This window comes from Hyphomonas sp. UBA4505, assembly GCF_002388685.1.
Taxonomy (GTDB): domain Bacteria; phylum Pseudomonadota; class Alphaproteobacteria; order Caulobacterales; family Hyphomonadaceae; genus Hyphomonas.
The window spans coordinates 1,308,763-1,331,338 of the sequence record NZ_DGMZ01000012.1; the positions used below are offsets into that span (position 1 = coordinate 1,308,763).

Sequence of the window (22,576 nt, forward strand, 5' to 3'; positions counted from 1 at the left end):
AGTCTCACTATGTCAGTTGGTGTGAAAGGAAATATCATGCCGCGCCAACTCATCAAGACACTCACATACAGCCTGATGCACTTTACGGTCGCTATTGCCGTGGCGTTTGCCCTGACGCGTAACTGGCATGCGGCGCTGGCCATCGGAATGATTGAACCGGCCGTGCAGACCCTCGCCTACACGTTTCATGAGCGCCTGTGGGAGCGCCTGCCCGGCCGTGGGCGCACCGCGCCCGAGCCGCTGGGCTGAATTATCCCGGAACTTCTGGACGTTTAGGTATCCTGCTGGGCATAGTGCCAAAAAAGCAGAAGCCGGGGAGGCTCCAGATGATCCGCACCTTCGTTCCAATCTTTTCCATCTGTCTATTGGCGGCCTGCACGTCAGAGCCCGTCAACAAGGCGCTCTCTGTCGCGAGCATTGAGCAGGCCTGGATTGCGGAAGGCTTTGAAAGTCCAGAAGGTGTCGCTGCTGCGCCGGATGGCGGATACTTCATTTCGAACGTGGTCGGAGAGGGGACTGACAAAGATGGGAATGGCTACATTTCTCATCTTGCATCCGACGGCAGTATCACGACGCGTTACTGGACAGCGAAACTGGACGCGCCCAAGGGCATGGCCGTGCTGGACGGGACTCTGTATGCCGCCGACATTGATAGCGTGGTGATGTTCAACGTCGAAGACGGCGAGCGACTGGACTCAGTCCGCATTGAGGGCGCCAAATTTCTCAATGATGCGACCGACTGGAACGGCGCGATCTATGTGTCGGATTCCGGTGATGCGGCGATCTACCGGATATCAGACGGTACGGCTGAGCTTTGGCTGCAGGATGAGCGGCTGGTGGGCGTGAATGGCCTGTTGGGCGATGGCGACCGGATGCTGGTCTCTACCATGACAACCGGCAGCTTGTTCAGCGTGACCGCAGAGGGCGAATTGACCGAGATTGCCGCCGGCATGGAAAATGCCGACGGGATCGGGCTCGTGCCGGGCGGCGGCTATCTCGTCTCGTCCTGGCCCGGCCAGATCCACTATGTCGGCGAAGATGGCGCGGTCGCCACCCTGTTTGATGAACCGGTCTCTCAGAATGACCTGACGGTGATCGGCGATACGGTCATCGTGCCGAACTGGCGGCAGAACACCGTTACGACGTGGAAGGTGGGGCGTTGATCAGTTCGCCGCGCCTGCGCTGACGGCGACCATGGCGGCGCGCAAGGTGCGCTCGCCGATCTTCCAGCCGGGCTGGAAGCAGGAGGCGATGGTGCCGTTTGGCTGGTCGGACGGGATGTTGGCGACGGCCTGATGCAGGTTCGGATCGAATGTGTCGCCGGGCAGGGCGGCAATCACCGTAACGCCATGACGGGCGAGGGCTGTGTGCAGCTCCTTCTCCGTCATCTCGATGCCTTCGAACAGGTTCCGGCCAGCTTCTGACAGGGCAGCGCGATCTTCATCGGTCAGGGCGGCGAGGGCGCGGGAGAGGTTATCCGAAACGCTGAGCAGGTCGCCGGCAAATTTCTCGATGGCGTAGACGCGCGCGTCGGACACCTGACGCTCGGCGCGCTTGCGCGTATTGTCGAGGTCGGCCAGCGTTCGCAGCAATTGCTCGCGCAGCTCTTCTTTCTCGATCTCAAGTTGCTGCACAGGATCCACGTCCGCTTGCGCTTCGGGTGCGTCTTCCTGCTTGGGCGCAGACTTCAGGATATCGTCCGCAGCCGCTTTGAGGTCAGCCTTGGAAGTATTGGAATCAATTTCAGCGGTTTCGCCGGGTTTGGTTTCGTCGCTCATCCTTGCGTATCCTTTTTGCGGCGTGTGGAGAGGAGTTCCCCGACCACTTTCGCCGTATAATCGACCATAGGTATGACGCGGGCATAGTTCAGCCGGGTGGGGCCGATCACGCCCAGTGCGCCAATAACCTGTTTTCCGCCTCCCATATAGGGAGCCACAATCACACTTGAACCCGATAGCGGGAAAAGCTGGTTCTCCGCACCAATGAACAGCCGCACACCGTCCGCTTCTCGGGTTGTGTCGAGGATATCGAGCAAGCTTTGCTGGCGTTCAAGCTCGTTGAACAGCTGGCGTACCCGGTCGAGATCTTCTGCGGCCTGTGCGTCTTCGAGCAAATTGGCGCGGCCCCTCACGATCAGGGAGCGTCCCCGTCCGGGTGCATCACCGCTCCATTGCGCCAGTCCCTGTTCCACCAGCGAGGATGCGGCCTGATCCAGCGCGGCGCGATGCGAGCGCAATTCCTGACGGATATCGCTGGCGACTTCCGTCAGGGTGCGACCGCGCACGCGCGTTGAGAGATAATTACCCGCCTCGATCAGCGTCGTTGCCGGCAGCCCTTCGGGTACTTCAACGATACGGTTCTCGACATCGCCATCCTCTGTGACGATGACGCAGAGCGCTTCGCGTCCGCCGAGCGGTACGAATTCGGCATGCCTGACCACGGCGTCGCGGGTTGGGGACGTGACCAGGCCTGCACCGCCGGTCAGGCCGGACAGGATATTCGAGGCTTCGCCCATGACCGCTTCGATATTGGTGCCCGCCGACTTGAGGCGGTCATCAATCTCCATACGGTCGGCGCGGCTGGGCTCTCCGATTTCGAGAAAGCCGTCGACGAACAGGCGCAGGCCGGTATGGGTCGGCGCGCGTCCGGCAGAGATGTGGGGCGATTCCAGCAGGCCGAGTTCAGTCAGATCCGCCATCACATTGCGGATGGAGGCAGGAGAGAGGGCTATCCCGCTTTTCGACAAGGTGCGGGAGCCGACAGGCTCGCCTGTGGTCAGATAGCCTTCGACAATCTCACGGAAAATGTCGCGTGAACGCTGGTCAAGGCGCTGCAACAGGGATTGCGTGTCGAGTGGCTGGATCATCCCTTATTGATTAGGCGTGTGCCGCGCTGCGTTCAACAGGTTTCATCCCGCCTGCTGAGCACCAATCAGGAAAGGCCTTCGATTTGACCCAGGGTGTTGAGGTGCATGTTTTCCGCAGCAGGCTGGCGGGGAAGACCCGGCATGGTGACAATGTCACCACAGATTCCCACGACGAACCCCGCACCCGCAGACAGGCGCACGTCACGAAGCTTGAGAACATGGTCTTCGGGCGCGCCAATCAGTTTGGCATCGCTTGAAAAACTGTAGGGCGTCTTTGCCATACAGACAGGGAAATGGCCGAAGCCTGCCTTTTCCCAACGTTCCAGCTGGTTGCGTACCGAAGGGGTCGTCTCGACATGGCTGGCACGATAGATGCGCCGGGCCACGGTTTCGATCTTGTCAAAGAGAGGCATTTCCGCCGGATAGAGCGGTTCGAAATCTGCCGGTGCGTTTCGCGCAAGATTGGCAACTGTGTGCGCAAGATGTTCGGCGCCATGCCCCCCTTCAGCCCAGTGCGTGCAGACGGAGACGGGTACGTCCTGTTGGGCACAGTAGGCTTCAATTGCGGCGATTTCACCGGATGTGTCCGAGGTAAACCGGTTGATTGCCACGACGACCGGGACGTTGAACTGTTTCATGTTCTCGATATGGCGGCCAAGATTGGCAAGGCCCTTTTCGAGCGAGTCGTAACTGACGGTGCCGGCGTCTTCCTTGGCGATGCCGCCATGCATCTTCAGCGCGCGAACGGTCGCGACGAGCACCGCAGCGCTGGGCGCGAGGCCAGCCTGGCGGCATTTGATATTGAAGAACTTCTCCGCGCCGAGATCTGCTCCGAAGCCAGCTTCCGTTACGACGAAATCTGCCATCTTGAGTGCGGCTTGCGTGGCGATCACAGAGCTGCAGCCATGCGCAATATTGGCAAACGGGCCGCCATGAATGAGTGCTGGGTTGCCCTCCAGGGTCTGGACCAGATTGGGCAGCATGGCGTCCTTCAGAAGGACCATCATGGCACCGACCGCATTCATGTCTTTCGCCGTGACAGGCACGCGCCCCCGGCGATAGCCGATCACCATGCGCTCCAGCCGGGCTTGCAAGTCGTGGGCATCCTTTGCCAGGCAGAGGATTGCCATGATTTCGGATGCGACAGTGATGTCGAAGCCGGTTTCCATCGGTGTGCCATTCGGGCTGCCGCCGAGGCCCGTTACGACACTGCGCAGATTGCGGTCATTCATGTCCATGACGCGGCGCCATGTGATCCGTGTGGGATCGATGCCGCTGTCCCCGCCCCAATGGACGTGATTGTCGATCATGGCCGCCAGCAAATTGTGGGCGGAGGTGATCGCGTGGAAGTCACCCGTGAAGTGGAGGTTGATGTCCTCCATCGGCACCACTTGCGCCTGGCCGCCGCCTGTGGCTCCGCCCTTCATCCCGAAACAGGGGCCGAGCGAAGGTTCACGGAGGCAGAGCAAGGTGCGCTCGCCGATCCGGTTCATTGCGTCTGTCAGTCCGACACTGGTTGTGGTCTTGCCTTCGCCAGCAGGTGTCGGGTTGATCGCGGTGACCAGGATCAGCTTGCCATTGGGCTTTGATTTTATAGCCGTCAGGTGACCGGTTGCGATCTTCGCCTTGTCATGGCCATAGGGTATAATGTTTTCTGGATCGATCTCGAGCGCTTCGGCCAATTCGTGAATAGGGCGCTTCTTGGCGCTTCTGGCGATCTCGATATCTGTCGGCATGATTCCCCCGGCGGTTATGAACCTCTCTCCCGGTGTAGACAGGCGCGTCAAAACCCGCAATCAGGCAGGGCAGCAATGAGGAATTCAAAATGAGCACGCTTATTCGTCCATCCGGACGCGCTTTTGACCAGCTTCGCGACGTGACGCTGGAGACCAATGTCACGCGCTATGCTGAAGGCTCATGCCTCGCCAAGTTCGGCAACACGCATGTCCTGTGCACCGCCAGTTGGGAAAAGAACGTCCCGCCTTGGATGAAAGGGCAGGGCAAGGGCTGGGTCACCGCTGAGTATGGCATGTTGCCGCGCGCAACACATACACGCGGTCGGCGGGAAGCAGCCTCCGGCAAACAGTCCGGTCGCACGCAGGAAATTCAGCGCCTGATTGGTCGCTCCCTGCGTTCAGTGTGTGACTTGAAGGCGCTGGGCGAGAACCAGATCACCATAGATTGTGACGTGTTGCAGGCCGATGGCGGCACGCGCACGGCTTCGATCACCGGCGGATTTGTTGCCTTGGCCATGGCCTGTCGTTACCTGCGTGCCGAAGGCGTGATTTCTGCGGATCCAATCACAAAGCAGGCGGCCGCCATTTCTGTGGGCATCTACCAGGACCACCCGGTTCTGGATGTCGACTATCCGGAAGATTCACGCGGTGAAGCCGACATGAATGTCGTGATGAGTTCCGATGGTGGTTTTATCGAGGTGCAAGGCACCGGCGAAGAGCGCCCAATGACCCGTCCTGAGCTCGATGAAATGCTGAGACTCGCGGAAAAAGGCTGTATGGAACTGTTCGACGCGCAGAAGGCCGCGCTGGGCTAAATGCCGGGGCCGTTGCCCAGTTCGAACATGCCGAGCTGGAAGCTGCGGGCTATGCGATTGGCGCGTTCCATGAAGTAGTCCACCGTTTCCGGATTGTCCGACAGGTCTTCCAGCGTCAATCTGAACAGGGCGAGCCAGATATTGAAATGGGCGGGCGTGATGCCCGTCAATTTCATATGGGCCGGGAAAGGCTTGCCGGAATAGCGACCCGTGTTCATGGACACCGACGACCAGAAATCCTTCAACTTGGCGAGGTGGGATGGCCACTGGTCTCTGATCTCTTGCTCGAAAACCGGGCCCAGAAGGGGGTGGGCGCGGACGCGGGCATAGAACCGCTCGACAAGATCGGAAATGAACGCCTCGTCGATGCCGAGGCGCGTGGCGTTTTCCTGAATCTCGCGGCGACGATCATCAGCAGATCGGACTCTCATTGTCATGCAGCCGCACATGGGCGCCGAACTGTCCGGCGTCCATACGTAATTGCCGAAAACATGTGTCGGTGGACTAATTGCCGGAAGCCGGCTTCCCATTTTGCCAGGTCACATCACGCCCAAACAGCGGCACGGTCGACAGGCTCATCTTGGCAGAGCCGTCGACGATCTTGCGGCTGTAGGAGACGTACATCAGGCTGTCGGAATCGGCATCGTAAATCCGGCGGACGGCAAGTTGTTTGAAGACCAGGCTCTGGTTCTGGTCGAACACTTCCTCGCCGGACTTGTCCAGATCAATCCGACCGATGCGGATCGGGCCCGACTGAAGGCATGATATCGAGGAATTGGACGGGTTTTCAAACCAGTTGCCCTTGCCAAGCCTGTCCCAGACGCCACGATCAAAATAAGAGAGATGGCAGACGATACCCTGAATATCGGGATCCTGTAACTGCTTGATCTTGATCTCGTTGCCGAGCCAGTCATTCTTGAATTCGCCAACTTCCTTGTCACCGCCACACGCAGCAAGGGGCAGGATCAGGGCGAGCATCGCGCAGGCAATCTTGTGGGTCATGCTGTAGCTACGCCGAAAGGCCTTCGACGTTCCTTGTCTGAGTCAGTAAGGATTTCGCTTGCTGGATAGCATGTCGCCCAATGCGCGGACAGTCGCTGCCCCAATCTGCATCGGCGTTGGCTTGCGGCGGTGCGCATGGCGGACAAGATGGCCGCAATTGGAGCCGAACAGATCATAGTCACGGCCAAGCTGGCGACGGGCGCGGCTTTCCACGAGGTGGCCATCCAGCGAGCTGTAGCGGCGATGCAGGCGAATCTCACGACCGGTCGAAAACTGATCGGGGCTTTGTTCGACGACACCATCATGCAGGCGGGAATTGCTGATGATTGTCCCGCGGGAGGTCACTACGCCATAATGCGACAGGACCACTCCAAACCGGACCGAAACGACATCGCCTGGTTCGAACGGCAGGAGGCGGAGACGCGTCACCTATTCGGCCGCGACTTGTTCATGGTCCGCCGAATCCTCGTCGTCGAAGACAAGCAAATCACCTGGCTGGCAATCCAGTTCCCGGCACAAGGCTTCAAGTGTGGAGAACCGCACTGCTTTGGCCTTGCCGGTTTTCAGGATCGAAAGATTGGCCAGCGTTACGCCAACGCGTTCTGATAGCTCCGTCAGAGACATGCGGCGATCTAGAAGCACTCGGTCGAGGGTTACGCGTATGGACATATCCTGTGCTCCTAAATCGTCATTTTTTCTTCGTCGCGAAGGCGAGTGCCCTCACGGAAGACTTGGGACAGGATGAAGAGCGCCGCAACCGATGCCCATGCGATAAGGTCGAAAGACAATTGTATTTTTGCCCCTTCGGCTGTCAGTCCGATCACCAATGCGATCGCGTACCGCATCAGTTGTGTCACCGCGATGGCGATGGCGATTCGCGTGAGCCGACCAGCATTATCCGGTACGAACGGGTCACCTGCAGACAGGGTTGCGAGGATCTTGCGCAATTCAAGACAGACAAAGACGACAGCAGCGACCACCACAACAGCGCCGAGCAGGCCTGCGCTGAGTTCGTGCACGCTGATATCATGGTCGTCGATCTTGATGCCGCCAATATTGATTGGATTGCCTGACAACATGGAGATCAATTCTATCCCGGCTGCGAGGATAACGATTGCGCCGATGAGGGCAGTCATCCACATGACAATCGTCACCAGCACGGTCATGATGGCGGCCATGGAGTTTCCCGCGTTTGTACTCATGCGTATCTTTTCACCTTCCGGCGTTGTTGACATGGAGCCGCTCGACTTTATCGCTAAAGACGCAAGGCTTACCGAATAACGATATATACTTTAATGACAAAAGCAAGAATAGGGCCAATACAGAATGGGTGAAATTAGCATGATTCGAAGGCTCTCGCCCGGACGGCTGGTCGCGGCGACCCATAATAAGGGCAAAGTATCCGAGCTGACGGATCTGTTCGCGCCTCTGGGCTTTGAGGTCGTCTCGGCGATTGAACTCGACTTGCCCGAACCGGAAGAAACCGAAGCGACGTTTGCCGGCAATGCAATCCTCAAGGCGCGGGCGGCGGCTGAGGCTACGGGTGCTCCGGCGCTGTCCGACGATTCTGGCCTGTCTGTTACAGCTTTGGGCGGCGCGCCGGGCATTTACTCAGCCCGATGGGCGGGCGAACCGCGCGACTTTGGCAAGGCGATGGAGAAAGTTCAGCGCGAACTCGATGATATTGGCGCCACCGACCGTTCGGCGAAATTTGTCTGCGCGCTGGCCATTGTCTGGCCAGACGGTCATGCGGAGGTGTTTGAGGGCGAAGTCCATGGGGAGCTGACCTGGCCGCCACGTGGGGACAAGGGCTTCGGATACGATCCTGTTTTTGTCGCAGATGGGGAATCGATCACGTTTGGCGAAATGGAGCCCGCTTTGAAACACGCGATGAGTCACCGCGCACGGGCGGTTGAGAAGCTCAAAGCGGCGCTGCTATCGTGACGATGGAATCCGCTCAGTTCGGTCCACAATATGGATTTGGAGTCTACATCCACTGGCCGTACTGTGCGAAGATCTGCCCATACTGCGACTTCAATGTGTACGCAGCCAAGGACCGCGACCCGGAACCCTTGTTGAAGGCAATCCGGAAAGATATTGCGATCCATCGTCCGCGCATGCCAGAGCATGGGGCGGCGGACAGTCTTTATCTTGGGGGAGGGACGCCGTCCTTGCTGGCCCCCGACGCCATTGCCGGGCTGGTCACTGCTGCCGGTGACAGTTTCGGCCTGAAACACGATGCTGAAATTACAATTGAAGCCAATCCGAATGACATCATGCGCATGGACCTTGAGGGGCTGAAGGCGGCAGGTATCAACCGGCTTTCCATCGGCATACAATCTCTTCGGGATCATGCATTGGCTTTTTTGGGCCGTGATCATGATAGCGACGTCGCGCGCGCAGCCTTGAGGCGGGCCATGAAGATATTCCCGAATGTCTCAATCGACCTGATCTATGCCCGACCCGGCCAGTCAGAGGATGAGTGGCAGGCGGAGCTTGCAGATGTTCTGGAGTATGGTGCGCCCCATATATCCCTGTACGAACTGACGATCGAGGAGCGTACGGCCTTCGGCAAGGCGGCGGCTCGCGGCCAGATCACTCCGATGGACGATGATGACCAGGCCGATTTGTACGAGCTGACGCAAGATGTGCTTTCTGCAGCCGGCTTGCCTGCTTACGAGATCTCCAATCATGCCATGTCGGAAAAATACCAGTCTCGTCACAACAACATCTACTGGAATGGCGGTGACTGGATCGGTGTGGGTCCTGGTGCGCATGGTCGGCTCAGCGTAGGTGGAAACCGTTATGCCTCAGAGGCTGAGCGTCAGCCGGCGGCCTATATCGCAAACGTGCAAGCTCTTGCGTCGGGATGGTCTGAGGCGTCCAAGCTGTACCCGCTAGACAATGCAAGAGAGTTGCTGGCCATGGGATTGCGACCATCATCCGGGATCGACCGGACAAGGATCGAAAGCATTTCAGGCCGGACACTCTCGCAGGCCAAGATCGATGTGTTCGTCGAAGAAGGCTGGATGGTGCAAGACGGACCAAGGCTCGCCCTTACCGCGCGCGGACGGCTTCTCGCAGATGCCCTGACTGCTGAACTGTCTCCCTGATCAAGGTGCAGGTGGGAAGCGTCCCATGCGTTGCTCCCAATGGCGGCGGCAAAGTGAGAGGTACGTCGCCTTGGCGATACTGACCTGTTCGCCTTCGGTAAGGGCTTTTCCATCCGGACCAAGCCGCACAACCATCGTGGCCTTCCGGCCGCACTCGCAGATCGTGCGGATCTCCCGCAGCGAGTCGGCAATCGCCAGCAGCGCGGCTGAACCTTCGAACAGTTCTCCCTGGAAATCTGTTCGCAGGCCATAGGCCAGCACAGGTACATTCAGATGGTCCGCGACACGCGCGAGCTGCCAAGCTTGCGTCTTGGTCAGGAATTGCGCCTCATCGACGAATATCGCGCTCATCTTGTGACCGGCCATCGCATCGCCGATAAGCGCATACAAATCCGTGTCCGCCGTATAGAGAACCGCGTCGGCGCCGATGCCGATCCGGGATGAAATGTGCCCTTCCTCATCATCCTTGTAGAGCGCGGATGTGAGGAGAAGAACCTCCATACCGCGTTCGCGGTAGTTGTAGGCCGCCTGCAACAGGATCGTCGACTTGCCGGCATTCATTGCGGCATAGGAGAAATAGAGCTTGGCCATGAAGCCTAATCCAGATGCTTCGCAACGCCTTCCCGGCGCGGATCGGCGCCGCCTTCGAGGCCATCCTCCCTCACAATGATGACATGAAGGCCGGAATTTTCGCCTTCACGTTCTTCCACATCATATCCCATTTCACGCAAGGCTTCGGCGGCTTCCATGCCACCTGGAACATCGATTTCCACGCCAACAGTATCACCGCGCGCGATAATGTTCGGCAGTTCGATGGCTTCCTGAGCTGTCTTGCCCCACTCAAGAACCCCAACAAGCGTTTTCGAGACATAGGCCACGATGGAATTGCCGCCCGGTGATCCGGTGACCATGAACAGGTCACCATCGGGATCGAAGACGATTGTTGGAGACATCGAACTGCGAGGCCGTTTCAATGGGCCGGGTGCGTTCGCGACGGGCTTGGTGCCCTTTGTCGGCTCGCGGGAGAAATCTGTCAGCTCATTGTTTAGCATGAAGCCGTGAACCATGAGGGACGAGCCGAAAGCCGCTTCTACGGTGGCGGTCATGGAGACGGCGTTGCCATCTGCATCCACAATGGAGATGTGCGTGGTGCCGGGCGCGTGCTCGGTGGCGTCTTCTCCCCAGAGCGGGCGGATTGGGTCTCGTCCAAGCGCAACGCCGGGATCACCCGGGAAGGAGGCCGCATCCGGTGCGAAGGCTTCTTTGGCGCGGACGCGCAGATAGGCCGGATTGATCAGGTCTTTTGAGGGTACCGGGACGAAATCAGCATCGGCCAGATAATGATCGCGGTCCGCATAGGCGAGGCGTTGGGCGTCGACAAAGGCTTTGAGATAGCCTTCTTCGGTCATGCTCGTCTCGTCGGTTGGCTCCAGCAAATCATAGAGTCCCATGATCATGTTCTGCGTCACGCCGCCGGAAGAAGGGGGTGGTGCCGAGCAGATGCGATAGTGATCTGTCCGATCACCGCAAAGGGCTGGCCTGACTTTGACGGAATAGGTCGAAAGATCTTCGAGACTCATATCGCCCGGAACAGCATCCCCGTTGACCGCGTCCACGATGGCTTGTGCAATGTCGCCTTCGTAGAAAGCGGCTGGTCCGGAATCCGCGATGGCAGACAATGTCGCGGCATAGTCCGGATTGGTACGGATGAATCCGATGGGCAGCGGCTCTCCACCCGGATAGAAGTACTCGGATGAGGCAGGCAGATCGTCGAGCCGTACTGCACCGCGCAGGCGCGGATTGGCCAGCAGGCCGGCAAGGCGTGGTGAGACTTCGAACCCATCTTCAGCCAGTTTGATGGCTGGTTGGAACAAGGCGTCCCATTCGAGTTTGCCAGCCGCTTCGTGAGAAGTCTTGTAGAGCGCAATCTGGCCGGGCACGCCAACGGCCTTGCCGGACTGCCAGGCTTCAAGGAACCCAAGCGGCTTGCCATCCTTCATGAAATGGTCCGGCGTCGTGGATGCGGGGGCAACTTCACGTCCATCAAAAACGGTGATCTCGTCCTTGGCACGATCATAGTAAACCATGAAGGCACCACCGCCGATGCCGGAGCTTTGAGGTTCGACCAATCCAAGCACTGAGTGCACGGCGATGGCCGCATCAATCGCCGATCCGCCCTGACGCAACATTTCGAGACCCGCTTCGACCGCGCGAGGGTCCGCTGCGGCGACCATGGCGCCTTTCGTCCAGGCATTCGTGGCTGGGGCTTCAGCCGCTGTGACACCTTCTTCTACGGACTGGGCGGCAGCCTCAGCAGCGCGGCTCGCTTCTTCGGTCGCGTTGAACGGTCTATCGTCGCCCGGCGCACAGGCGGAGAGTCCAATACAGGCGAGGAGAATCGGCAAACGGCTCATAAAGTGCCCCTTCAGCTTGGCGTGTGTTGCAGCAGACCTTATGAAACATGCCTCACAAGGGAAAGACAGGGCCGCAGCTTATGGCAAAACCAGGCGCAAGAAATACCATTACGGACGTGCCGGGCATAAAGGTTGGGCAGGCTGAGGATGCCAGTGTCCGTTCAGGTGTCAGCGTGATCGTGCCGGATGCACCTGCGATCGCGGCGGTGGCAGTGTCCGGCGGAGGCCCCGGTACGCGCGAAACCGACCTTCTATCGGCGGGCATGCTGGTCGATGGCATCGACGCGGTCTGTCTCTCCGGCGGCAGCGCATTCGGTCTCGCAGCGGCAGACGGCGTGGCGTCAGGACTGAAGCAGGAGGGGCGCGGTTTCGCGCTCGTGCCGTTAACGAGCGTGCCGCGAACGCCGATTGTGCCAGCGGCGATCCTCTATGATCTTTCCAATGGTGGCGACAAGGACTGGGGCGAAGTTTCTCCTTATGCGGCCCTCGGCCTGGCGGCGTATCGTTCGCGTGGCACAGAGCTGGCGCTTGGTCAGGCCGGGGCGGCCTATGGTGCGCGGGCGGGGGCGTTTGCGGGCGGGACCGGTTCTGCCAGTATCGTGACGCATGACGGTATTACCGTCGGCGCGCTGGCCGGGGTAAACTGTTTCGGATCAGTCTTCATGCCCGGCACAGAAGCGTTCTGGTCGTGGCCATTCGAGATTGATGGGGAATTCGGGGGCCAGCGTCCACCCGGAGATTATGTCGCCGATGCAGAGGATTGGGGCGCTGCGAAGTCCAACCCGGCGCTCGGCCAGAACACCACCATCGCCTGCATCGCCACGGATGTAATTCTGACAGCGAGTGAAGCGAAGCGGGTGGCGCAGATGGCGCTGTCCGGCTTCTCTCGTGCCATCCGGCCGGTCTTTGCGCCGTTTGATGGAGATGCCTTGTTCGTAATGTCGTCAGGCCAGATTGCCTCGCAGGAGAAGCGTGCCATACTCATTGCGAGGATCGGAGAATTGGCCGCCTCCACACTCGCCCGGGCCATTGCACGGGGGGTGCATGAAGCCAATCGCTGATGAGGGACAGGCGTATGCAGCGCGGGTGGAAGATCGGAATTGGAGCAGGATTGCTGGCGCTGGCCACGGCCTGTGTTGTGGGTGGTCAGGAAGCAGATCCTGCGGATTGGCCCGGCATGGCGTCGCTGCAGGCCTTGCAAGGACGGTCCGTGTTCCACGAATGCGGCGCAACCATGATCTCTCCGGAATGGGCGATAACGGCGGGACATTGCGTTGAAGGAATTCGCGTTGAGAGCAACGGACGTGCAGTCCAGTATTTTCCGGATGCAACCGGTCGCACGATGGAGCGGTTTGGGCCAGTCGGGCTGGCGATAGGTCGCGGCTCGTTGATGGATGTGCCATCGAGCGCACTGTTTCCGGTCTCCAGGATCGTTGTTCATCCGGACTATGATTCCGGCAATCCCGAGCGCGGACATGATCTGGCCTTGTTGCGTATCGAAGGCCGCTGGGAAGGTGAAGTAGCGTCGCTTGATGGATTGACGGCGACAGCCATTGATATGACGGGGTCCTATGCCGACACGCTCGTGGCAGGATATGGCAAGGTTGGCGAAACCGCTCGCAGCGAAGCTGGAACCAGTCGGACGGGTCGCCATGTCACCGCGCCGAGCCTGATTTTGCAGGAGGGCTATGTGCCCTTGGTCGATGCGCAGACATGCCAGAAGCAAACCGCCGCACGCATTTCTGAGTATGGGTTGCAGGACGAGCTGACTGGTGTGGCGGTAGATCCGCAGACGCAGATCTGCGCGGGCGCAGGAGGCGTGGATTCGTGTCAGGGCGATAGCGGCGGACCACTCATGCTGCGCAGTTATGAGCATGGCCCGGTCCAGATAGGCGTGGTGAGCTGGGGACTGGGATGTGCCCGGCCGGACAGTCCGGGAATCTATATGCGGGTCAGCGCATATTCGGGTTGGATCAGCGCTGTAACGGGGATTGCACCTGCCGGTGATGCCGCCACTGCAGAGGAATGACAGTTGCGTGGCAAACAGGCTTGCATCCCCCGATTCCTCACTGTATGTGTCCGCCTTCCAAACGGCAGGCACCCGTAGCTCAGCTGGATAGAGCACCAGACTACGAATCTGGGGGTCGGGCGTTCGAATCGCTCCGGGTGTGCCATTTTCCTTCCTTAAACATTTGAAACGAGCCCCTTTCGGTTTTTCCGGGGGATTGGGTTGACCCTGTTCGCGCGCGTGTTGAACACTGTTGCGACAAGCAACTAAGTGTGGGGACTCTTATGCGTTCGTTTTGTGTCGCGGCTGGAATGACCGTGCTCGCCACTGCCTTGCCGACGGCGAGTGCGCAGGACATTCCAATGGCCGGATGGACGGTCGAGGTTTCCCCCAACAGTATCTATCTGACACGACCGGACCTGCCGGGAATCAATGTTGGCATCGTCAGCGATGTGCGGCCAAACCTGACGCATGAGGAAAAGTTTGAGTATGTGAAGGGCTTTTTCGCCGGGCGGGCCGATTGCCCATCCTTGGCGAATGCCGAGACAAAAACCTCGTTCGCAGGTTTCTCCGCGCGCAGCGGGGGACCGGTCGCCAGATGCACCCTTCTCTCGATGGGGCACTGGGAAGCGGGGGGATTGCAAAGCGCGCTGATTCTTGATGAGGCCGTCAAGGAGGACAAGATACTGGGTGGCGTGCCGTCCGGGCCATCGGCGATGAGTATTTCCGTGCTGTCCAATAAAATCATGCAGGAGGTCATAGAGTACCTGATGGGCCGCGCTCAGGTTTCCGAAGCCGGCATGACGGGCGACCAGGTGCGGGCCGCCATGAGCGCTCAGGGGCTGGGAAAGCGTGTATCGCCGGATCGCAAGCCGGTTGGCATGGTGCGCATGATCGACAGCGGCGGCTTCGACGCGGTCAGCTTTGCGGGCAAGGACGAAACCCAGACTTTGGTGCTCTTCCCGAAGCGATCGCGGGATTTTGCTGCAAGCGCGATCACCTGCATGAACTGGGATGCGGCGCTATTTGATCCTTATGAGGTCGAGTCACCGTGGAAGGTCATGCTCGGATGCGAGCGGTACTTCTGGCGCGGTTCTGCGGATGATTTGGACATGAAGAGTCTTTCAAGAAGCTCGGACTGGACGGGCGCTTCCTTCGAGCGTGGGCGTTTCACTTACCGAAAGGCCGAAACCTATCGGAAGTTTGCAAAAGGGGAGTTGTTGGACCTGCGGATCGGTATTGGCCGGGCGCGCTTCGATGAGGTTTTAACCGGGAACCTTCCCCTGTCCGAGCTTCAGCCGCGGGACATCCTTTTCCTGCCGGATGGACGGTTCATGGCCGGGCATGTGCGCGCGTCATCTCTTCCCGGTGGCGGCACAGAAGGGCCCGTTGCGGGGCAATACTATTTCGATGGCCATGTAGTGACTCTGCTGCTGGACACAGGCGAGGTGGTTTACGGCCATGCTGGCTGGTTTCCGGGTGAAGGGGCAACGGGGCAGGACCACAGGGCCGTCGTGAATATCAATGGCTGGGTGTATACAAGTTATTGCCGAGACATCTGGAAGAACTGTTGAGTGCAGGGCGGGCTGTTAGAACCCCGCCGCGTCGCTCTGGTTCATGCTGCGATATTCGTCCCGCATACCAATATAGAGACTGAGACAACAGGTCAGCAGGATCAGCGTAAAGGGCAGGGCCGCCGTGATCGTGCCCGCCTGCAGTGACTGCAGCGCATCCGTGCCGCCGCCATAGAGCAGGGCCGATGCTGTCAGGCCGATCAAGCAGGCCCAGAATACGCGTTGGCGCCGGGGAGAATCTGTCTTGCCGCCGCTGGTAATCGTGTCGACGACCAGTGCGCCGGAGTCTGCCGAGGTCACGATGAAGACGACCAGCAGCAGGATGGCTGCGGCTGACGTGATGGCCGAGAAGGGCAGGTCTGCCAGCATCTGGAACAGGACGAGAGACGCGCTGCCCATGCCCTCGCCGAGTTCGCCTTCGCCGGTCTTGAATTGGGCGATCGCAGTTTTGCCGAACGCGGTAAACCAGATGATGCCAATTGTGACGGGTGCAAACAGAACGACCGCAAAATATTCGCGCACTGTCCGCCCCTTCGAAATGCGGGCGATGAACATGCCGACAAAGGGCGACCAGGAAATCCACCAGGCCCAATAGAATATGGTCCAGTCATGAAACCAGGCGATGTCCGGCCGCCGTATCCAGTTGGTGAGGGCGGGCGTGTCGGTCATATAGGCGAGCAAATTCTGGCCCATACCGGTAAAGATCAGGATGGTTGGTCCGGCAATGATCACGAAGACGAGCAGGGCAAAGGCGATGCCCATATTGATATTGCTGAGCAGTTTGACGCCGCCATCAAGACCGCGAAGAACGGACAGGACTGCAAGCCCTGTCATCACGACAATAAGCAGGATCTGGATGCCGACATTGGGCTCAAAGCCGAGCAAGTAAGCTAGCCCACTGGTCGCCTGCGTTGCGCCGATGCCGATGGTCGTTGCGAGGCCGAACACAGTCGAGACAACCGCAAACAGGTCGATGATATGCCCCGGCCAGCCCCAGACCCGCTCACCGAGCAAAGGATAGAAAGCCGAACGGATGCTGAGAGGCAGGCCCTTATTGTGCGCAAAGAATCCGAGTGCGAGCCCGACAATCGCATAGATCGCCCAGGGCGCGAGCCCCCAATGGAAGATCGTGGCGCTATACGCGAGCCGTTCCGCTTCGGCTGAAAGCGGTTCGGCATTCAGCGGCATGCCATACCAGTCAGTATAATAAGCAAGCGGTTCGGCTGCGCCGTAGAACATGAATCCGACACCCACGCCGGCCGCGAACAGCATCGCCACCCAGGACATGATACTGAAGTCCGGCGTCGCGGTCGGTCCGCCCAACCGGATTTTTCCTAGTGGACTGATGGTCAGCGCGATGCAGAAGCCGAATACGAGCACGGCGGTGAGTGCGAAGAGCCAGTCAGCGCTTTGCAGCGTCCAGGTTCGGGCCGCTGTCAAATACTCCGCCGAAACTGTCGGAAAGAGCAGCGTGAGGCCGGAGAAGACGATGATCAGTCCGGCGCTCAGGAAGAAAACAGGATTGTGAATATTCAGCCCGGCGACCTCGATATTGTCCTGCCCGATCTCGTAATCGGTTTCGTAGACAAAAAGGGCTTCTTCGTCCTCGGGAATCAGGTCTGACGGCGTGTCGGGGGCTTGTGTGTCCATGCCGGGCTTGTGCCGCAAGTACGTCGATTATCAAAGCATTGTTCTGAGGAAACTGTCCGCGCTATCGTGAAGAGTGAGGGTTTGATGCAACAGTTTGCATAAGATTCCCGTAGTTACCCGACGAATAGCTGGGCGAAACCTTTCTATCATCGAAATAAAAATGTACTTCGGAACCATCGAGCAGCCATGTGTACCGAGCCGCGCCGCTTATTCTGGCGCGCCATGGCTGGAGACGACCCAAAGGGAACACACATGAATAGACTCAAGTACGGGGCCTCGCTGATTGCGATGGCTGGACTGGTCGCGCCGGTTGCATTGGCGCAGGACGCTCCAGCGGAACCAGCGAGCGCGAAACGGCTTCAAACAGTGACCATCACGGCGACCAAGCGTTCGGAAAGCGCACAGGACGTGCCCGTCGCAGTTACGGCGCTCGGCGAGCAGCAGCTCAGAGAGCTCGGCGTCAAGAATTTCTCGGACTATCTTGTCCAACTGCCTGGCGTCACGGCAGGTGGTTCCGGCCCCGGTCAGAATACAATCTATATTCGTGGTCTCGCATCCACCACGCCAAACCTGACGGTTGCAGGCGTCGCCGGTCTCGCCCCCAATGTCAGCTTTTATCTCGACGAGCAGCCGCTGGCCCAGCCGGGCCGGAATTTGGACGTCTATGCAGCCGATATCGAGCGCGTAGAGGTCTTGTCCGGACCTCAGGGCACACTGTTCGGCTCAAGCTCGCAGGCCGGTACGGTCCGCATGATTACCAACAAGCCGTCCTTCAGTGGCTTTGATGCCGGGTTCAATGCGTCCACCTCGTTCACCGATGGCGGTGAGATGAGCAACAGTGTCGAGGCCATGATCAATGTGCCCGTCAATGACAAGTTGGCGCTGCGTGGGGTCGTCTATAGTGATACTCAAGGTGGCTATATCGACAATGTCGGCGGCACATTGTCTGTACGCGACTCCGCCCGGTTCCGTACCGAAGGCACTGTGCGTGGCAATGGCGTGCCCGTGAGTGCCCAGCGCGAGGGCTTCCAGGCAGGCGCTGATCTGTCTGGTGTCAATTTCGTTGACGCAAACAACAGCAACATTGTCGAGAATGACATCAATGATGTCACCTATCAGGGCTTTCGCCTGAGCGGCATGTACCAGATCAATGAAGATTGGGACCTGCTGATCACGCATGCTCAGCAGCAGATCGAGTCCGACGGTGTGTTTGCCGCAGATCCCGAACTGGATGACTATGATATTGTCCGTTTCACACCGGAGAATATCGAAGACAAGTTCCACAACACTTCATGGACGCTGGAAGGCCGCATCGGCGCGCTTGAGGCGCTCTATACCGGTGCGTATACGGACCGCACGACAGACCAGACGGTCGATTATTCCGACTATCTCTTCGTCGGCCAGTACCTGCCTTACTATATCTGTGACTACTCGGTCACCTATCCAGCGGGTGCGCCGACGGGCAACTGCTACGCGCCGAACCTGTTCGTGAACTCACACAGTGAGACGAAAGTGCAGACGCATGAGTTGCGCTTCAATACGCCGAGCGAGAATCGCTGGCGCGCCACCTTCGGCGCCTTCTACAGCGACCTGGAGCTGGCTGAGCGTAATGACTTCGTCTATCCGGGCTCAACGCAGGTGGCCTATACAGACGGATCGATCGGCTTTGCCCCGAACTATCCGCTGACGCAAACGGACGTAACAGGCGAAATCGGCAGTGCGTCCCCCGGTTACTACAGCGTTGCCGGTCCGTTCCCGGAAGGCGTTATCTTCCGAAACGATATTCTGCGCACCGATCAGCAGATGGGCCTCTTCGGCGAGACCACCTTCGACATCTCTGACCAGTTCGCCATCACGGCTGGCGCACGATACTATGACGTCGAAGTCGACCTTGAAGGAAGTGCCAACTCGTCCTTCTTCAACCTGTTCGCAGATACCGACCAGCAAGTGTTCGGTACGAACATTTCGTTCCTGTATGGCCCGAACGGCCCGGCAGGGACGCCGGACAAGGCGTCAACCGACGGTATGATCTACAAGCTGACGGGCGAGTGGACGCCGTCGGACGACGTGATGTTCTACGCTACATACTCGGAAGGCTTCCGCGCCGGCTTGTTGAACCGTCCGGGCGGTGCTTCCGGCCCAGGCGGCTACACCGTGCCATATGCTGTCGATACGGACGAAGTGAAGAATTACGAGCTCGGCTGGAAAACCGAACTGTTCGACAATTCGCTGCGTTTCAACGGGTCAGCCTTCTTCGTCGACATTGAAGGTCTGCAGACCACAATCTTCGATCCTTCGATCGTGAACCTGTTCTTCTCTGACAACGCAGCCAATGCCGAGATCCAGGGCCTTGAAGGCGACTTCACCTGGGCGCCGGCCTCGGTTGACGGCCTGACCATTGCAGGTGCGTTCTCGCTGCTCGACACCGAGATCACCGAAGTGCTCGTGCCGACAGATGACGTTGTAGAAGGTTCCGACCTTGCCTTCGCGCCAGCCTACCAGGGCAATCTGCGTGTTCGGTATGAGTGGGATCTCGAGCAGGAAGTGGCTGGCCAGCGCCTCACCGCGCATGTCATGCCGCAGATCGTGTTCTCCGACGACTCCGTCAGTGATGTCATCGAAATCAACAAGATGGACCTTGATGGCTATGTCACCCTGGGCGGCTCGATGGGCGTCACGGGCGACAATTGGGGCGCGGAGATCTTCGCCTCGAACCTGACCAACGAATATGCCGAGCTTAGTGGCAGCTTCGTTTATGACCGCGAACGCATCACGCCAATGCGCCCGCGCACAATCGGTATTCGCGTTTCCTACGACTACTAGGACATACGCCTACTTGATACTGAAGCAGCGCCCTGACAGGTTCAGGGCGCTGCTTTTATTTGACGGGAACTTCAGGCACCACGATGACCGCAATCTCTGATCCGGACCTCGCCCTGCGGGACGCGCAGAAAGCCATACAGTCTGGCGATTTTGCAACCGCCCGACAAATCACCGATGCGCTTCTTGCTGGCGAGCCGACTCATAAGGAAGCGCTCTACATGGCGGCAGTTTGCGCGCGCTATGAAGGTCGCAGCGCGGACGCGCTCGCGCATCTGGACGCGTTGAAGTCGCTCTCACCGGATTTCGGCCGCGCTTATCAGGAAGAGGGGCATCTCAAGCGCAAGCTCGGAGATCTGTCCGGAGCCGTCGGCGCTTTTGAGCGCGCGACCCGCTACAATCCTGCCTTGATGGCAAGCTGGTCTGCGCTAGCAGACCTGTACCATCAGGCGGGCAATACGGACGCGGCGACCAACGCCCGCGCGCAGGCAGACCGTGTACGCGCGCTTCCGCGTGAGCTGCAAGCGGTGACAAATCATATTCATGAGGGCCGCGTCTTCCGGGCGGAGGAAATCGCCAGAGCGTTTCTCCAGAAGCACCCGACCCATGTCGAAGGCATGCGCCTGCTGGCGGATATCGGGTCCCGCCTCGGTGTTCAGGAGGATGCAGAATTCCTGCTTGAAAGCGCGGTCGATCTTGATCCGGACAATGTGCAGTTGCGGCTCGACTATATTCAGGTGTTGCGCAAGCGGCAAAAATTTGCAGCAGCGCTGGAGCAGGCTGGAGTTCTGATGGCGCGTGATCCGGACAATCCGCTATTCCAGTCGCATTTCGCCATCGAGAGTATGCAGGCGGGTGATTATGAAACCGCGCTGGACCATTTTGAACGGGTGCTACAGAAAATCCCCGGTGATCCTGCTACGCTGGTCTCGCGGGGACATGCGCTCAAAACCTATGGTCGAACCGAAGAGGCAATCAGTTCATACAAGGCGGCAACAGATGTTGCGCCGGGGCAGGGGGATGCCTGGTACGGTCTCGCAAATCTCAAGACCTACACATTCGGCGATGATGAACTCGCCCGTATGCAAGCCCAGTTTGCTGCACTCGATATTGACCATATGTCCCGCGTCCACATCGCGTTTGCGCTTGGCAAGGCCCATGAGGATCGCGGCGATCATGACGCCGCATTCCTGGCCTACGCGCAAGGCAACGCGCTGAAGCACCAGACGGTTCGCTATACGACCGACCAGATGCATGCGGAATTCGACGCGCAAAAAGCAATCTGTACGGCTGACCTGTTTGAAGCTCAGGCCGGTAAGGGCTGCCCCGCGCCAGACCCGATCTTCATTCTTGGCCTTCCGCGGGCGGGCTCGACCTTGATCGAACAGATTCTCGCGTCGCACCCAGACGTGGACGGAACGCTTGAGCTTCCCAATATCCTGTCACTTGCTCATCGCCTGCGGGGGCGCAAGCAACTGACAGACCGGGAGCGCTACCCGCGTATCCTGCATGAACTTTCCGCCGATGAGCTGTCTGCGCTCGGTGAGGAATATATTGAGACGACAGGCATCCATCGTCAGGGAGCGGCTTTCTTCACTGACAAGATGCCGAACAATTTCCGGCATATCGGCCTGATGCATCTGATCCTGCCCAATGCCAAGATCATCGATGCGCGGCGCGACCCGATGGATTGTTGTTGGTCGGGCTTCAAGCAACTCTTCGCGGAAGGTCAGGAGTTCACCTACAGCCTCGATGATATTGGAAACTACTATCGCGGCTATGTCGATCTGATGGCGCATTGGGACAGTGTTCTCCCGGAAGGGCGAGTCCTGCGCGTTCAGCACGAGGATGTCCTGGAAGACCTGGAAGGCCAGGTTCGGCGGATTCTCGATTATTGTGGTTTGCCGTTTGATCAGGCCTGTGTGAATTTTCACAAGACTGACCGGGCCGTGCGCACGGCCAGCTCCGAGCAGGTTCGTCGTCCGATCAACAAAAGCGGGGTTGAGCAGTGGCGCCCTTATGAGGCACACCTTGATCCACTGAAAGCCGCGCTGGGACCCGACCTCGCGCCCCAATAGGAGTCGTCAGGTGAGCACACGGTCCGATGATGCCTTGATCGCGCTGCGTAAAATACAGCGCATGACAGAACTGGCGTCCAAGCGGCTGGCTCAGACGGCGGGCATTACTCCGTCGCAAATGACGGTCTTGCGCATGCTCGATGAGCAGGGCGAGATCTCCGCAGGCCGGGTGGCAGAGGCCACTCAGCTGAAACATGCCACCATCACCAGCCTCGTCGATAAACTGGAGGCACGCGGCTTGATCGCGCGGCGCCGGTGTGACACCGACCGTCGGCGCGTTTGGCTGAACCTGCTGCCTGCGGGTAAAGAGGCTCTGTCGGTTGCGCCCGACCCCCTGCACGAAACATTCGCTGCCGGATTCGACAAACTCCCTGACTGGCAACAATCCATGCTGGTAGCGGCTCTTGAGCGCGCGGCTGGCCTGCTTGATGCCGAAGAGCTCGACGCTGCGCCCTTTTTGGACGTTGGAGAACTGGGATAGCGTCGCACGCAAGTTTGCG

General features: G+C 59.1%; 22 protein-coding genes and 1 tRNA gene. 12 read left to right on the forward strand and 11 right to left on the reverse strand.

Annotation, left to right across the window (positions count from 1 at the left end; translation table 11 throughout):
* Positions 1 to 36: 36 nt before the first annotated feature.
* Positions 37 to 249, forward strand: a complete 213-nt coding sequence (locus tag B3527_RS15655) for a DUF2061 domain-containing protein (RefSeq protein ID WP_051608005.1) — start codon at positions 37 to 39, stop codon at positions 247 to 249.
* Positions 250 to 326: 77 nt separating this feature from the next.
* Positions 327 to 1,163, forward strand: coding sequence for an SMP-30/gluconolactonase/LRE family protein (locus tag B3527_RS15660; RefSeq protein ID WP_290480572.1), 837 nt, complete (start codon positions 327 to 329; stop codon positions 1,161 to 1,163).
* Here the strand turns inward: B3527_RS15660 and B3527_RS15665 are convergent, their stop codons facing one another.
* The 3 genes from B3527_RS15665 to B3527_RS15675 all read right to left on the reverse strand — a co-directional run bounded on the left by B3527_RS15665 (position 1,164) and on the right by B3527_RS15675 (position 4,602).
* On the reverse strand, positions 1,164 to 1,778 hold the full coding sequence (locus B3527_RS15665) for a nucleotide exchange factor GrpE (protein ID WP_034816921.1): 615 nt from the start codon (positions 1,776 to 1,778) through the stop codon (positions 1,164 to 1,166).
* A complete protein-coding gene (gene hrcA, locus B3527_RS15670; RefSeq protein ID WP_206991998.1) occupies positions 1,775 to 2,866 on the reverse strand; it encodes a heat-inducible transcriptional repressor HrcA in 1,092 nt (363 codons plus the stop codon). The genes B3527_RS15665 and hrcA overlap by 4 nt, the downstream gene beginning before the upstream one ends.
* Positions 2,867 to 2,931: 65 nt before the next feature.
* On the reverse strand, positions 2,932 to 4,602 hold the full coding sequence (locus B3527_RS15675; RefSeq protein WP_290480571.1) for a formate--tetrahydrofolate ligase: 1,671 nt from the start codon (positions 4,600 to 4,602) through the stop codon (positions 2,932 to 2,934).
* An 89-nt stretch (positions 4,603 to 4,691) separates the two neighbouring features.
* Between B3527_RS15675 and rph the strand changes: the two genes are divergently transcribed.
* Positions 4,692 to 5,417 (forward strand): ribonuclease PH, encoded by a 726-nt coding sequence (gene rph, locus B3527_RS15680; protein ID WP_256434947.1) that lies wholly within the window; start codon positions 4,692 to 4,694, stop codon positions 5,415 to 5,417.
* Here the strand turns inward: rph and B3527_RS15685 are convergent.
* From B3527_RS15685 to B3527_RS15705, 5 genes are all read right to left on the reverse strand, one after another.
* A complete protein-coding gene (locus tag B3527_RS15685) occupies positions 5,414 to 5,854 on the reverse strand; it encodes a group III truncated hemoglobin (RefSeq protein ID WP_034816928.1) in 441 nt (146 codons plus the stop codon). The two genes, rph and B3527_RS15685, sit on opposite strands and share 4 nt — an antisense overlap.
* Positions 5,855 to 5,921: 67 nt before the next feature.
* Positions 5,922 to 6,419 (reverse strand): CreA family protein, encoded by a 498-nt coding sequence (locus B3527_RS15690; protein ID WP_206992001.1) that lies wholly within the window; start codon positions 6,417 to 6,419, stop codon positions 5,922 to 5,924.
* Between the two features lie 42 nt (positions 6,420 to 6,461).
* Positions 6,462 to 6,848: a hypothetical protein gene (locus B3527_RS15695; RefSeq protein WP_206992002.1), complete on the reverse strand. Its 387-nt coding sequence runs from the start codon at positions 6,846 to 6,848 to the stop codon at positions 6,462 to 6,464.
* Positions 6,849 to 7,088, reverse strand: coding sequence for a helix-turn-helix domain-containing protein (locus B3527_RS15700; RefSeq protein WP_027839066.1), 240 nt, complete (start codon positions 7,086 to 7,088; stop codon positions 6,849 to 6,851).
* A gap of 11 nt (positions 7,089 to 7,099) precedes the next feature.
* A complete protein-coding gene (locus B3527_RS15705; protein WP_242517450.1) occupies positions 7,100 to 7,621 on the reverse strand; it encodes a DUF2975 domain-containing protein in 522 nt (173 codons plus the stop codon).
* A gap of 133 nt (positions 7,622 to 7,754) precedes the next feature.
* Here B3527_RS15705 and rdgB point away from each other — a divergent pair, with 133 nt between their 5' ends.
* Both rdgB and hemW read left to right on the forward strand, forming a co-directional pair.
* Positions 7,755 to 8,363, forward strand: a complete 609-nt coding sequence (rdgB, locus tag B3527_RS15710) for an RdgB/HAM1 family non-canonical purine NTP pyrophosphatase (protein ID WP_349677867.1) — start codon at positions 7,755 to 7,757, stop codon at positions 8,361 to 8,363.
* Between the two features lie 2 nt (positions 8,364 to 8,365).
* A complete protein-coding gene (gene hemW / locus B3527_RS15715; RefSeq protein WP_290480594.1) occupies positions 8,366 to 9,532 on the forward strand; it encodes a radical SAM family heme chaperone HemW in 1,167 nt (388 codons plus the stop codon).
* Here the strand turns inward: hemW and B3527_RS15720 are convergent, their stop codons facing one another.
* Both B3527_RS15720 and ggt read right to left on the reverse strand, forming a co-directional pair.
* On the reverse strand, positions 9,533 to 10,123 hold the full coding sequence (locus tag B3527_RS15720) for a thymidine kinase (RefSeq protein WP_290480568.1): 591 nt from the start codon (positions 10,121 to 10,123) through the stop codon (positions 9,533 to 9,535).
* 5 nt (positions 10,124 to 10,128) lie between these two features.
* Positions 10,129 to 11,946: a gamma-glutamyltransferase gene (ggt, locus tag B3527_RS15725; RefSeq protein ID WP_290480567.1), complete on the reverse strand. Its 1,818-nt coding sequence runs from the start codon at positions 11,944 to 11,946 to the stop codon at positions 10,129 to 10,131.
* A gap of 80 nt (positions 11,947 to 12,026) precedes the next feature.
* Here ggt and B3527_RS15730 point away from each other — a divergent pair, with 80 nt between their 5' ends.
* From B3527_RS15730 to B3527_RS15745, 4 genes are all read left to right on the forward strand, one after another.
* Positions 12,027 to 13,007, forward strand: coding sequence for a P1 family peptidase (locus B3527_RS15730; RefSeq protein WP_206992007.1), 981 nt, complete (start codon positions 12,027 to 12,029; stop codon positions 13,005 to 13,007).
* The gene (locus tag B3527_RS15735) at positions 13,007 to 13,975 is read left to right on the forward strand and encodes a serine protease (RefSeq protein WP_084333497.1); all 969 of its coding nucleotides are present in this window, start codon (positions 13,007 to 13,009) and stop codon (positions 13,973 to 13,975) included. The genes B3527_RS15730 and B3527_RS15735 overlap by 1 nt, the downstream gene beginning before the upstream one ends.
* 68 nt (positions 13,976 to 14,043) lie before the next feature.
* A tRNA-Arg gene (locus B3527_RS15740) sits at positions 14,044 to 14,120 on the forward strand.
* 118 nt (positions 14,121 to 14,238) lie between these two features.
* Positions 14,239 to 15,528 carry a hypothetical protein gene (locus B3527_RS15745; protein ID WP_290480566.1) on the forward strand — a complete coding sequence of 430 codons (1,290 nt, stop codon included), beginning with the start codon at positions 14,239 to 14,241 and terminating at the stop codon, positions 15,526 to 15,528.
* 15 nt (positions 15,529 to 15,543) lie between these two features.
* Here B3527_RS15745 and B3527_RS15750 read toward each other — a convergent pair whose 3' ends face one another.
* Entirely contained in the window at positions 15,544 to 17,178 is a 1,635-nt protein-coding gene (locus B3527_RS15750) for a BCCT family transporter (RefSeq protein WP_290480565.1), read from the reverse strand.
* A gap of 252 nt (positions 17,179 to 17,430) precedes the next feature.
* Between B3527_RS15750 and B3527_RS15755 the strand changes: the two genes are divergently transcribed.
* The 3 genes from B3527_RS15755 to B3527_RS15765 all read left to right on the forward strand — a co-directional run bounded on the left by B3527_RS15755 (position 17,431) and on the right by B3527_RS15765 (position 22,557).
* Entirely contained in the window at positions 17,431 to 20,001 is a 2,571-nt protein-coding gene (locus B3527_RS15755; RefSeq protein ID WP_290480564.1) for a TonB-dependent receptor, read from the forward strand.
* Between the two features lie 83 nt (positions 20,002 to 20,084).
* The gene (locus tag B3527_RS15760) at positions 20,085 to 22,076 is read left to right on the forward strand and encodes a tetratricopeptide repeat-containing sulfotransferase family protein (RefSeq protein ID WP_290480563.1); all 1,992 of its coding nucleotides are present in this window, start codon (positions 20,085 to 20,087) and stop codon (positions 22,074 to 22,076) included.
* A gap of 10 nt (positions 22,077 to 22,086) precedes the next feature.
* Positions 22,087 to 22,557 carry a MarR family winged helix-turn-helix transcriptional regulator gene (locus B3527_RS15765; RefSeq protein ID WP_290480562.1) on the forward strand — a complete coding sequence of 157 codons (471 nt, stop codon included), beginning with the start codon at positions 22,087 to 22,089 and terminating at the stop codon, positions 22,555 to 22,557.
* The last annotated feature ends 19 nt before the right edge of the window (positions 22,558 to 22,576 follow it).